Genomic DNA, 12,795 nt, shown 5'->3' on the forward strand with positions numbered 1-12,795 from the left:
CGGTGGATGCGTCGGACGTGCTCGGCGACGGCCGACCACAGTCATGCCGTCGGGTCCCTCCACTGTGGCTGAAAGGGGCCGACACGTCTCGCCGCGTGCCACAAGCCGCGTTTGAGCGACGCCGCGGCCGCCCTGCCCCGTCCGGGCGGCCGGTGCAACAGCCGCTCCAGCTGCTGCACCGAGGTGTCGGCGTTCACGGTGAGGCGCGGCAGCACGTGACGGTCCACGCCCTCGTGCGGCGCAGGCAGGTTGTCCACGACGCACGCGTTGTCGTATCCGGCCTCCGCAACCGCCGCCGTGCTGGAGCTGCTCCGGTAGCCGAAGGGGTAGGCGAAGCTGGTGACGGGCAGGTCGAGCTGGTCCTCCAGCAGTGCCTTCGGGCGACGGACCTCAGCGGTGAGCCGGGTGGCGTCGAGCCGGTCCAGCTGTGGATGCGTGTGGCTGTGGGCGCCGACCTCCACCCCTTCGGCGACCGCCTCCCGGAGCTGGGACCAGGCGAGCATCGGGCGGCCCTGCTCGCCGAGGTCGGCAAGCCAACGTGCGGTCCCCCCGACGTACCCGGTCACGACGTAGAGCGTCGCGCGCATCCGGTACTCCGTGAGGATCGGCAGCGCCGCAGTGTGGAAGTCGGCGTAGCCGTCGTCGAACGTCAGCACGACGCTGCGCTCCGGCAGGGCCCGGCGATCCAGTGACGTCATCGCCTCCGTGACGGTGAGGGTCTGGTAGCCCGCTGCGGAGAGGAAGGCCAGGTGACTGGCGAGAACCGCCGGAGACATCGCAAACCTCTGGAACCGGGGCGTGGCGGAGGCGGGCGAGATGCTGTGGTACATCAGGATCGGCAGGTGGTGGCGGAGGTCCTCGCCCGGCCCGGCGTCGAAGCCGGCGCCGGAGGTCGCCGCGGAACGCTGCTCGTTCACGGGATCGCCCCACTGGACAGACGCGCCTGCGCACGTGCGCTGCGGACGTAGGCGGGCACTCCGGTGAGCATGCCCATCCTCACCTCGCGACGTAGCCGGGGTGGGAAGTCTCGCGTCGTCGCAGAGCTCAGCGAGTCACTCCCACGCATGTCGCGAACGGCCGAGGGTATGAGCGTCACCAGCGTTCCCAGCAGTTTCGGGTCGTGGCGCAACAAGGCCGCGTAGTAGGCGGTTACGCCGGTGCCATAACCGCGGAGCTGGCGTGTGAGACCTGACAGATCGGCATAGTGGTGATGACGGACAAACGCTGAAGGCTGGTATGCCATCCGGAAGCCGCTCAGAAGCACGCGCGAGAAGGCGTAGGTGTCTTCGCTCCCGCGAGCGGGGGTACCGGCGCCCAGCGCGACGTCGAAACCCCCTATGGCCAGGAGGACCTCGCGCCGGAACGCCATGTTGCCGCCCGCGCCGAAGGGCGGCAGGGGGTAGACAGGACTCTGTCCGCCGTGCGCAGAGAACACTACGGGTGAGAAACCTCGGCCCTTGCTGTGGCCCCCGTACTGCTCGAACCATTCCTGCGCCTGAGTCTCCAGCGCTGCGGGCAGGATCATGCCCGAGACGCAGCCGATGTCTCGCCCCGAGGAGAAGGCGCGAAGCAGCTCGGCCAACCAGTACCGGTCCGCCACCTCGTCGTCGTCCAGGAAGGCGATGAGGTCGCCTCGGGCCGCTCTGGCGCCGGCGTTGCGTGCCCAGGAGAGCCCGGGGCGGTTCTCGCGCACATAGGTGCACCCCAAGGGAGCGTCGGCGACCACGGCCTCCGCAGCGTCAGTCGTGGACGCGTTGTCGACGACCACGACTTCGAAGTCCGGGTACTCCTGGGCGCCCAGGTTCTTCAGGCAGCTGGCCAGCTGCTCGGCGCGATCGCGGGTGCTGATGACGATGCTGAAGAGAGGCGCGCTCGCGAGCAGCTTCTCCCGACTCTGCACGTTGGGCATCGTGGCGGGGTCGATTCCCAGGCCCTCGGCCGCGAGCTCGGAAGTGACTGGGTAACCGGCCGCGGTCAGGCGTTCGCCCACCTGTGCACCGAAGCGCTCGAGGATCTGGTGGCCGAGCTCGTCGGGACCCAGCCCGCTCTCGCCGACGGTCAGCTCCTGAAAGCCCAGCGGTTCCGTGGCGAGCCGGACCAGCACCTGCGCCCGCCTCCGCTGACGCCTCGGGGCCGGGGCAAGGGCCGGCAGGCGGCCGGTGATCTCCACTTCTGTCAGCTCGACCGGCGTGAATTCCTCCGTCCGGAGCCGAGTGTCCTTCAGCGAATTCACCGGCCTGAGTCCGACGTGACCACCTTCGGGCTGACCGAGAAGACGTCGGAAAGATCGTCCACCTCGCCTGCGGCGCTCGACAAAGATCGTCCGAAGTACCCTGATGCCATCGCTGAACGAGTTGAGATTGCTGACTCCGTGAATTCGGTCCTTCTCGACGCTGGGGACCTCGGTGACCTGGAGTTGGGCAGTGGCCACTCGGCAGTTGAGAAGCGTCTCGATCTCGAACCCGTCGCCCCACACCATGCGGTTGTAGAGAGGTTTCCGGAGTTTCGCGTCCTGAAGATCTACCGGCGGCAGGTCAAGCTCGCCCAGAATGTCTCGCCAGAAAGCGTTGTAGCCGTAACAGAGATCTGTGTAGCTGGTGCCCAGAAGGGCATTGGCCAGGCTGCTGAGGGTGCGGTTCCCCACGCTTCGGAAATGGGTGATGTCCTGACTGCCGCCGCCCAGCAGGCGCCGGCTCCCTTTGGCGAAGTCCGCGCCGGCGACGAGGGCATCGACGAAGCGGGGAATCTCCTGAGGGTCCGCCGAGCCGTCGGCGTCGAACATGACGATGACGTCGCCCCCTGCCGCGTTGAACCCGCAGGCCAAGGCGTTTCCCTTGCCGCGACGTGACTGGCGCACCACACGAATCGAGGGCATGACGCGCTGGGCGGTCGCGACGGTGTCGTCAGAGGAGAGCCCGTCCACGAGGATCACCTCGTGAACCGGTGGCAGCCCGGGGAGGACGACCTCCAGATTGCGCGCCTCGTTCAGTGTCGGGATGACGATGCTGACACGTGGCGTCCGCGGTCTCGGTTGCCGGTTTTCGTTCGACCTTTCGTTCGACCTGTGCCCGGCGGTGTTCGACGTATTTTCCGGATGTTTATCGACCTGCTCCACGAGCAAGACCGTCCCGTGCTTTCACTGTGGTGCGCCCCCCGGCCCCCACGATCCGTTGTGCTACCAATAGCCCCCTATGCGCGATTACCTCACGCCCCCGCGTGCTTCGCCCTCGGGCGGATACGGCAGGAAGCGTGAATCGCGACTCTTGATGACGTCAAGAAATACGCCTCCTGTGGGCCCCTTTGTCTCATCTGATCCTGTTTGACACCGACATACCTGCCTTCGCCCCACGTGGAATCATACGTTCACCTGATTCGGAGAATCTTCTGAGAAACGGAGCGGGTCCGTGGGTCACCCGCTAGCGTTTCTCAGTGAAATCTACGCCGCGTCAAGTGCGCCCGAGGCGATTCGATCGGATGTTCACGTGACCACACCGGCTGCGCTGCACGGAGCTCGTCCAGCGAGCCTGCCATCGGTGTCCGTCGTCATCGCGGCGTTCGACGAGCAACGCTGGGGTGACCTGGTGGCGGCCGTGGACTCGGTCGCCCGGCAGTCCCACCCCGCGCAGGAGACCATTGTCGTCATCGACCACAACGACCGCCTCTGGTCCAGGGCGAGGGCCGAGCTCGCGGATGTCATTGTGCTCGAGAACGCGTTGGCGCCAGGTGCCTCGGGCGCGCGCAACACCGGCGTCGGGGCCTCGACCTCGGAGGTGGTCGCCTTCATGGACGACGACGCCACCGCCGAGCCGGGCTGGCTCGAACAGCTGCTCACGCCGTTCGAGCAGTCCGCCGTCATCGGAGTGGGTGGTCGCCTGGAACCGGCCTGGTCGACGAGTCGGCCCAGGTGGTTCGCACCGGAGTTCGACTGGGTGGTCGGCGGGTCCTACAGGGGCATGCCGGAGCAGGTCACCCCGGTCCGCAACGTGTGGAGCGGGAACATGGCCATCCGGCGGGAGGTGTTCGATGCCGTCGGCGGGTTCCGGCTCAGCTTCGGGAAGGCAGGTGCGCGCTCTCGTCCGGAGGACACCGACCTGTGCCTGCGGGCAGGCGTTGTTCGCGAAGGGACCTACTGGGTGTTCCAGCCGGCTGCATTGGCGCACCACAAGGTCCCCCCGACTCGCGAGAAGTTCCAGTTCTTCCTACGGCGGTGCTTTGCCGAGGGGCAGGGAAAGGCGGCTCTCGCTGAGCTGACGGACCGGACCATCGCGCTGTCCAGCGAGAGGACATACGTCCGTGCCGTGCTCCCCAGGGGGCTCGCGATGGGACTCAGCGACACCATCAGGGGGGACCCCATGGGGGTGGCGCGCTCAGGCGCCATGGTGCTCGGGTTGGCGGCCGCCACGGCCGGACTGGCCAGTGAGCGGTTGAAACAGGGTCGCCGTCGCCCAGGTAGGTCACCGGTCCCGGGAGCGGCGACCCGCGGAGCGGGTGATGACCGAGCCTCACCTCGTGCATTCTCGGGACCCGCTCGAGGGTGAGCATGCGGGTTCTCGTCGACCAGAGCGGCTATGACCTGCTCAACATGGGCGATGTTGCCATGCTCCAGGCCTGCGTGGCCCAGCTGCGGAGGCTCTGGCCGCATGCGGACATCGCCGTGATCTGTCACGACGCCGAGCGGCTCGCCGAGTACTGCCCGGGGGCAACGCCCGTGCCGGCCGGCTTGGGCAGGCCCGGCGCCATGCCCGGAACCCTGCAGCGGGTGCGTCTCGGTGCGGGCCAGGTCCACAAGATGACCCGCCCCTACATCGCGACTGGTCGCGCCTGGAGCCGCCCGGCTCGACGGCCGCGGTCCCTGACGGCTGCCGTCAGGTGGGCCGACGTCGTGGTGGCCTCCGGAGGCGGCTACCTCAGCGACACCTGGTGGTGGCACGGTTTCGGCGTGCTCAGCATGCTCGATCTCGCGCAGCGGCTCGGCAAGCCCACGGCCATGTTCGGGCAAGGCCTCGGCCCCCTGACGCACCCCGTGCTCCGACGACAGGCGCGGCGGGTGCTCCCGCGCCTGCACGTCCTCGGCCTTCGTGAGGGCGTGACCGGCCCGCCCCTCGCCGAGGCGCTGGGCGTTCCGGCTGACCGCGTCGAGGTGACCGGGGACGACGTGATGGGCTTGGTGGGCGACGACATGACGGGCGTGGCGGGGGAGCCGACCTCGACGCCGGCTCTGGGGGTCAACGCGAGGGTCTCGGGGTATGCCGGGGTGGACAAGGCGGTTGCTGGAGTCGTGGGCGAGGCGCTGGCCAAGGTGGTGGCCGAGAAGGGAGCGGCTGTGATCGCGCTCCCGGTCTCTCGCTACGAGAGGGACGCGGACCTGTGGAACATCCTTGCCCTCTGGCCGGGACCGCTCCCGGCCGGGAGCGTTGTCCAGGACCTGAGGACGCCCTCCGCGCTGGGCGCCGCCGCCGCGGGGTGCCGGTCCGTCGTGACGGGCAGCTACCACGGTGCGGTCTACGCCCTGGCCGCCGGGGTGCCGACAATCTGCCTGACCAACTCCGAGTACTTCAACGCGAAGTTCGCAGGGATCGAGGCGTTGTTCCCGGCCGCCGCGCAGGTCGTGCCGCTGACGGGAGGAGACCTCGAGCAGCGCCTGGCCGAGGCGGTCGACCGAAGCTGGGACGTCGACCAGGAAACGCGTCAGGCGACCCGCCAGCTGGCGAGACGCCAGGCCAGGGCCTCGGTGGCGCTCTACGAGCGGTTCGCCGAGCTCGTCGACGCGGCGGGCGGCGGCCAGGCATCGCGAGCGCCCGAGGACGAGACGACCTAGCCGATGGAGCTGATGGACCGGCCGGGTGGGTCAGCCGCGGGCGCGTCGGCGCCTACGTCCCCAGGACAGTGGCCGAAAGGCCCTCCGTCGGAAGCTCGGGCAGTCCTGAGGGCCGCAGACGGCACAGTCGGACCCTCTCCGGTAGTGACGGTGGACCTCACCGGGGTGACCGCAGACACAGTCTGTCAGTGCCGCCATGAGCCGTTTCCCGAGGTCGGTGAGTGCTCGAACATCGAATCGTCATCCCCCGAGGTCTCACAGTGCCGGCGCGCCCGAACCTCCGGGGACGGCTCCCGGACGGTAACGCGGATTGTACCGAAGGACGAACATCGGGCATACGGAATCCACGACCCCACGACCCACAGCCGGGGACCACGGTGCCGAGGGGGAAGGGCGCCACGCACACCGCCCGCCTCACCACGAAGGTGAGGCGGGCGGCATAGGTGCTCGGGCGCGGAGTCAGCTGGGCGCGGACTCCGAGCTCAGGCCCGTCTTGATGAGGTCCATGACCGCGCTGTCGGCGAGCGTCGTCACGTCGCCGACCTCGCGGCCCTCGGCGACGTCGCGCAGCAGGCGGCGCATGATCTTGCCCGAGCGTGTCTTCGGCAGCTCGCTGACGATCATGATCGAGCGCGGCTTGGCGATCGGGCCGATCTCCGTGCCCACGTGGTTGCGCAGCTCCTGGACGAGGTCCTTGCCCTCGCCCCGCTCGTCGACCTCCTGGACGTACTCGTGCCGCAGGATGACGAACGCGCAGATCGCCTGGCCGGTGGTCTCGTCGGTGGCGCCCACGACCGCAGCCTCGGCGACCTTCGGGTGCGACACGAGCGCCGACTCGATCTCGGCCGTCGACAGGCGGTGCCCCGAGACGTTCATGACGTCGTCGACGCGGCCGAGCAGCCAGATGTTGCCGTCGGCGTCGTACTTCGCGCCGTCACCGGCGAAGTAGTACTTCTCGCCGAACCGCGACCAGTAGGTGTCCTTGTATCGCTCCGGGTCGCCCCAGATGCCGCGCAGCATCGAGGGCCACGGCCTGGTCAGCACGAGGTAGCCGACCTTCTCGGGCTCGGTGAACGGCTGACCCTCGTCGTCGAGGATCTCGGCACTGACGCCGGGGATCGGCTTCTGCGCCGAGCCGGGCACGAGCGTCGTGACGCCCGGCAGCGGGCTGATCATGATGGCGCCCGTCTCGGTCTGCCACCAGGTGTCGACGATCGGGCACCGACCGCCGCCGATGTGCATGTGGTACCAGAGCCAGGCCTCGGGGTTGATCGGCTCGCCGACCGAGCCGAGCAGGCGCAGCGAGCTCAGGTCGAACTTCGCGGGGATGTCGGCGCCCCACTTCATGAAGGTGCGCACGGCGGTGGGGGCGGTGTAGAGGATCGTCACCTTGTGGTCTTGGACGATCTCCCACCAACGGCCCTGGTGCGGGGTGTCGGGGGTGCCTTCGTACATCACCTGCGTGACGCCGTTGGTCATCGGCCCGTAGACGATGTAGGAGTGGCCGGTCACCCAGCCGATGTCGGCGGTGCACCAGTAGACGTCGGTGTCGCGGTGCACGTCGTGGACGATGGCGTTCGTGTAGGCCACCTGCGTCAGGTAGCCACCGGTCGTGTGGAAGATGCCCTTCGGCTTCCCGGTGGTGCCCGAGGTGTAGAGGATGAAGAGGGGGTGCTCGGCCTCGAACGCCTGCGCCTCGTGCGTCGGGGCGGCCTTCTCGAGCGCCTCGTGCCACCAGATGTCGCGGTCGTTCCACACGGTGTCCTGGCCGGTGCGCCGGACGACGAGGACGTGCTCGACCGACGTGTCGCCGTGGTCGAGAGCAGCATCGACGGCGGGCTTGAGTGCCGCCGCGGCGCCGCGGCGGTAGCCACCGTCGGCGGTGATGACGACCTTGCACTCCGCGTCGTTGATGCGCGAGTGCAGCGCCTCGGCCGAGAAGCCGCCGAAGACGACCGAGTGCGGGGCGCCGAGGCGGGCGCACGCCAGCATCGCGACGGCCGCCTCGGGGATCATCGGCAGGTAGATCGCGACCGTGTCGCCCTTGCCGACACCGAGGTCGGCCAGCGCGTTGGCGGCGCGCTGCACCTCGGCGTGCAGGTCGGCATACGTGATGTCGCGCGTGTCGCCCTCCGGCTCGCCGACGAAGTGGATCGCGACCTTGTCGCCGCGACCCTCCTCGACGTGCCGGTCCACGGCGTTGACACAGGCGTTGAGCTCGCCGTCGGCGAACCACTTCGCGAACGGCGGGTTGCTCCAGTCGAGCGACTGCGTGAAGGGCTTGCTCCACGTCACGTACTTCCGGGCCTGCTCGGCCCAGAAGCCCTCGGGGTCCGCAGCCGCCTTGTCGTAGAGGTCCGCCGTGCCGTTCGCCTGGGCGGCGAACTCGGGCGGCGGTGGGAAGGTCTGTCCCTCATGGACGAGGTTCTCGAGCGGCTTCTCGCTCACGGTGTGTCACCCTTTCGCATCGACGATGGTGCGGTCCCGCCGCCCGCGACGACATCCCTGCGGCACGACTCAGTCTCAGGCTAGTTCGCCCCGGATGGGCACGTGAGGCGGGTCTCGCCATTACCGATGAGTAGCCTGTCCAGCGGCGCTGAGGCGTGGACGAGTGGTCGGCCAGTTCGCGCGCGAGGGGCGGACGGCATACGTCCTCGGAGCGCGGTCGCGCCACGACGGCCGCTCAGTAGCTCATCCCCATCACCGCCCGCACCGTCGCCAGCGTCCGCTCGGCCACCTCGTTGGCCCGGGTGTTGCCGTCGTGCAGCACCGAGGTGACGTATGCCGGGTCGCGGGCCAGGTCGGCGCGCCGCGCCCGGTGCCCGGCCAGCGACTCGTTGACCGCCTCGGTCACGAGCGCCTTGAGAGCCCGGGCGCCGCCGTCCCCGACCCGCTCGGCGAGTGACTCCGGTGACTCCTCGAAGAAGAGGCCGGCGATCGTGAGCAGGTTCGCGACGGCCGGACGAGCGCTCGGGTCGTAGGTGATTCGCCGTTCCGAGTCCGTGCGCGCCGCCCTGATCCGGGCCGCCGTCTCGTCCGCCGTGTCGCGCAGGTTGATGACGTTGCCCTTGCTCTTGCTCATCTTCGTGCCGTCCGTGCCGAGCAGGAGCGGGACGTCGCTGAGCAGGGCCTCGGGCTCGGCGAAGACACTCTGTCCCGCGGCATACCTGCTGTTGAAGCGGTGGGCGATGGCCCGCGTCTGCTCGAGGTGCGGCAGCTGGTCGCGGCCGACCGGGACGATCCGGCTGTGGCAGAAGAGGATGTCGGCCGCCTGGTGCACCGGGTAGGTCAGCAGGAGGCCCGACAGCGGGCGGCCGTCCGACAGGGCCAGCTCGTCCTTGACCGTGGGGTTGCGGCGCAGCTCCGCGTCGGTGACGAGCGACAGGAACGGCAGCATCAGCTGGTTGAGGGCCGGGACGGCGCTGTGGGTGAAGATCGTCGTGCGGCCCGGGTCGAGGCCGGCGGCGAGGTAGTCGAGGACGAGGCCGCGCACGTTGACCCCCATCTCGCCGACGGAGTCGCGGTCGGTGATGACCTGGTAGTCGGCGATGACGACGAAGGTCTCGACTCCCTTGTCCTGCAGGCGGACCCGGTTGCGCAGGCTGGCGAGGAAGTGGCCGATGTGGAGCGGTCCGGTGGGGCGGTCGCCGGTCAGCATCCGGAAACGCGCAGGGTCCTCGGTGGCGTGCTCCTCGATGAGCGCGTCGAGCACGGCGCTGCGCTCGAGCGCTGCGGCATACGTCCTGCTGTCCTCCGTCCGGACGGTCTCGACGGGCGTAGCGTCGGGGGCGGCGGTGGGAATGGTCGCTGTCATGGTCTCTCCTTCTCGTGGTGCCCACGGGAGAGGCCGGGCCGGGAAGGTTCGTCCCGGACATGCGAAGAGCCGCCCGTGGGCGGCTCCGGATCTCGGGTTGGTTCGATGGGCCGCCTCAGCTGGGCAGCCACCACGCGCGGGTCGGTGCGACGGTCGAACACATGTCAGTCAGGATACGCGAGGAGGACGCGCTGGGCGACCAGCGTGACCCAGCGGCTCGGCTCGCCGGGGCGTCCCTTCGGGACGTAGGTCCGGCCGGGGTAGGCACGGTTGGCGCTCCAGCGTCCGTCGTCACGGCGGCGGCTGCCAAGGATCGCGAGGGCGTCGTCCATGCGCTCGTCGCGCGAAACTCCAGCCGTGGCAAGGGTATCCAGCCCGCGCGCAGGATGTCGAAGTGCCACCGGGCCGGGTGGTGCAGCCGGATGAGCTCGGGATCGATCACCGCCCCGGTCCGCTCGCTCCCGAAGAGCCTGTGGCGCAGGAGGAACTCCACGGACGATGCCCGCGCATCCTCGGGCTCCTCCCGGCGGTGGTGGAAACCGGTGGGGATGCGCTGCTGCAGGCGGGGGTCCTCGTGCCCGAGGAGGTCGCGCATGGCGAGGTAGGCCACCGCCACGTCACCGTCGAGCAGGCCAGTCCAGCACCTCCGGAGTGGGCACGCTCTCATCGTCGCAGGGCGACCAGCCCTGCGTGGCGGTCCTAGGCTGGACGCCGTGCCAGAACCGACTGCTGCCCGCGCCACGCCCGCCGACGGCGAGCCCCGCAGGGAGCGAGAACCACAGGCGGGCAGCCCGCTTGCCGCCCACCAGCCGGGGCGGCAGGCCGAGCAGCAGGCCGCGCGTCAGGCCGCGCTGGTCGACCAGCTCGCCGCGCTCGTCGAGCTGCCGGACGTGCGCGAGCGCGCCGACGCCGCGCGCGAGGCCTGCACCCGGCTGCGGTTCCACGAGGCGCTGAGGCGGCGGATCCCCGAGGCGTCGGCAGAGTCCCGGGTCCGCGGCGCGCAGGCCAGCGCGGCCCTCGACGGCGCCGAGCTCCCGGTCGACCTCGTGCGTGAGCTGATGAGCGGCGCCCGCGACTGGCCCGAGGAGCTCGATCCGGGGCTGCGCACCCTCAAGGGCGCCGTGGCCGCCACCGCCGAGAGCGAACGCGTCGTCTCCCTCGTGCGGACGGCGCCTCTGCAGGCACTGGCTCGGCTCCATGTCGCTGCCGCCGCCCCGTTCGTCCAGGGCGACGAGCTCGGCCGCCCGCGCACCGGCGCGGAGGGCTGCACCGAGCTCGTCGACCTCGGTCCCGCCCCGGAGCCGACGGTCGTCGCCGCCCGGCTCGCCTCGCTGTCCGACATCGTCGTGGCTGCCGCCGGCACCAACCGCGTCCCCGCGTCCGTGGTCGCCGCGCTGGTCCACGCCGAGATCGTTGCCGTCCGCCCCTTCGTGCACGGCAACGGGCTCGTCGCACGGGCGATGGAGCGGGCCCTCGTCCAGGCCCTCGGGCTCGACCCCACCGGTGTCGCCGTCCCGGAAGCCGGCCACGTGGCCGGCGGGGGGCCTGCCTACCTGGGTGCGCTGACGGCATACGTGGAGGGTGGCGCCCGTGGCGTGGGCCTGTGGCTCGCGCAGGCGGGGGAGGCGCTCGTGCGCGGCGCCGCGGAGGGGGAGCGGATCAGCGACGCGGTGCGCGCCGGCCGCCTCCGCTGAGGGCGGCGGCCCCGTCCTTTTTGGGCGGGGGTGTCCACGTGGCTAGACACTTTCTCCGAGCCCGGAGCCGGCAGGGGTGTCGCCACCCCGGGGGCGTGGAGTACAACGGAGTCAGGAACCACATCGCCGAGAGGCGTAGGCCGGATCCCTTGCAGGACAGCAGTCTCGAGAAGAGGCCGAGTACCCACGCGAGAGCAGTTCACTTGGAACCGTCCACCCCCGGGCGCACAACCGGGGCGACACTTCGAAAGATGCACGCCTGGTAGCACGGAACTTCTCTGGAGGCCCCCCGACCCACGGTCGGGGGGCCTCCGCCCTGTTTGTCGCTCGGCAAGATTTCGGCTCGGTGAATAGTTCCGGTACGAAGTCGGGAAAAATCCGCCTCAGTGGGGACAAGTCGGTTTGCATTCGAGCGAGCCAGGGGCCACGATTGATGAGGTGCTCCCCCTCGGGGTCGAGCATCGCGCGATCTGGCTCCTCCCCCCCGGCGCCAGGCTCGTGAGGTGGCCTCCGTCTTCCCCCGGACGGAGGCCACCACTGCTTTGTGGCCCCTTTGAGCCGGCGTCAGTGTGCTCGGCGGGGCTTGTCCACACCCCCTCGGTGAGATGTGCCACTGTCCACCGACCTGCGTATGCCGCTGGGCTCGGCCACGTGGCTGCGTGAGCGTTGGCGCATGGGAACTGTCATCGCCTTCGTGCCCGCCTCCGGTGGGGTCGGGTCCTCGACCCTCGCTGCCGCCGTCGCCGTTCGGGCAGCCGCGGCAGGCCGCTCCGTCGCGGCCGTCGACCTCGACCCCTGGTCCGGCTGCCTCGACGTCGTGTTCGGCCTGGAGCAGCAGCCGGGATGGCGGTGGCCCGAGCTCGCGGAGGTGGCGGGCGTCGTCGACGGGCTGGGCCTGGCCGACGAGCTGCCCGTGTCGTGCGGTGTGCCCGTGCTCTCGGGCGCCCGGGGTGCCGGGTGGGGGACCGACCCCGGCGCCGCCCCGGTCGAGGCGTGGCTCGAGACGGTGCCCGACGTGGTGGCCGGGCTCGCCGACGCGCACGCCGTGACCGTGCTGGACCTCCCACGGCACCCGTCGGTCGTCGCGGCGATCGCCCTGCTCGTGGACGCGGTGGTCGTGGTGACGGGGTCGCAGGTGCCGCAGCTCGGCTCGGCCTTCGCCGTGGTCACCGGCGTGCGCGGCCTGCTGGCCCGGGCACGTGACGCCGACCGTGCCTGGGAGACGGAGCCGCTGCTGCCGATCGAGCCCTGGATCGTGCTGCGAGGCGGACGGGTCGAGCCCGACCTCGAGGACCTGGTCGTCAACCAGCTCGACGTGCCCCTGGTGGCGACCGTCGGCGAGGACCGGCGCCTGACCGCGGAGGTGACCGACGGGCTCCCGCCGGGTGCTCGGGGACGCGGTGACGTGGTGCGGGTGGCCGACGAGCTGCTGCTGCGGCTCACCGAGCAGGCGATCGCCGCATGAGGTG

The 12,795-nt window shown here is 70.3% G+C and carries 9 protein-coding genes; 4 read left to right on the forward strand and 5 right to left on the reverse strand.

What is annotated here, in order from left to right:
• Positions 1–41: 41 nt before the first annotated feature.
• Together LQK93_RS11640 and LQK93_RS11645 are read right to left on the reverse strand one after the other, a co-directional pair.
• Complete coding sequence (locus LQK93_RS11640) at positions 42–917, reverse strand: polysaccharide deacetylase family protein (RefSeq protein WP_374967948.1); 876 nt, start codon at positions 915–917, stop codon at positions 42–44.
• Positions 914–3,115, reverse strand: coding sequence for a glycosyltransferase (locus tag LQK93_RS11645; RefSeq protein ID WP_374967949.1), 2,202 nt, complete (start codon positions 3,113–3,115; stop codon positions 914–916). Before LQK93_RS11645 ends, LQK93_RS11640 begins: the two co-directional genes overlap by 4 nt.
• A 418-nt stretch (positions 3,116–3,533) precedes the next feature.
• On the opposite strand from LQK93_RS11645, the gene LQK93_RS11650 reads away from it, so the two are divergent.
• Entirely contained in the window at positions 3,534–4,538 is a 1,005-nt protein-coding gene (locus tag LQK93_RS11650; protein WP_374967950.1) for a glycosyltransferase, read from the forward strand.
• 2 nt (positions 4,539–4,540) lie between these two features.
• On the forward strand, positions 4,541–5,818 hold the full coding sequence (locus LQK93_RS11655; protein ID WP_374967951.1) for a polysaccharide pyruvyl transferase family protein: 1,278 nt from the start codon (positions 4,541–4,543) through the stop codon (positions 5,816–5,818).
• Positions 5,819–6,277: 459 nt separating this feature from the next.
• Here LQK93_RS11655 and acs read toward each other — a convergent pair whose 3' ends face one another.
• From acs to LQK93_RS11670, 3 genes are all read right to left on the reverse strand, one after another.
• The gene (gene acs, locus LQK93_RS11660; RefSeq protein WP_374967952.1) at positions 6,278–8,266 is read right to left on the reverse strand and encodes an acetate--CoA ligase; all 1,989 of its coding nucleotides are present in this window, start codon (positions 8,264–8,266) and stop codon (positions 6,278–6,280) included.
• Between the two features lie 235 nt (positions 8,267–8,501).
• Complete coding sequence (gene trpS, locus LQK93_RS11665) at positions 8,502–9,632, reverse strand: tryptophan--tRNA ligase (RefSeq protein WP_374967953.1); 1,131 nt, start codon at positions 9,630–9,632, stop codon at positions 8,502–8,504.
• Between the two features lie 164 nt (positions 9,633–9,796).
• On the reverse strand, positions 9,797–9,964 hold the full coding sequence (locus LQK93_RS11670; protein ID WP_374967954.1) for a hypothetical protein: 168 nt from the start codon (positions 9,962–9,964) through the stop codon (positions 9,797–9,799).
• Between the two features lie 519 nt (positions 9,965–10,483).
• On the opposite strand from LQK93_RS11670, the gene LQK93_RS11675 reads away from it, so the two are divergent.
• Entirely contained in the window at positions 10,484–11,326 is an 843-nt protein-coding gene (locus tag LQK93_RS11675; RefSeq protein WP_374971491.1) for a hypothetical protein, read from the forward strand.
• Between the two features lie 673 nt (positions 11,327–11,999).
• Positions 12,000–12,791 carry a hypothetical protein gene (locus LQK93_RS11680; protein ID WP_374967955.1) on the forward strand — a complete coding sequence of 264 codons (792 nt, stop codon included), beginning with the start codon at positions 12,000–12,002 and terminating at the stop codon, positions 12,789–12,791.
• Positions 12,792–12,795: the final 4 nt, after the last annotated feature.

Origin of the sequence: Terrabacter sp. BE26 (genome assembly GCF_041941675.1) — a bacterium.
Taxonomy (GTDB): domain Bacteria; phylum Actinomycetota; class Actinomycetes; order Actinomycetales; family Dermatophilaceae; genus Terrabacter.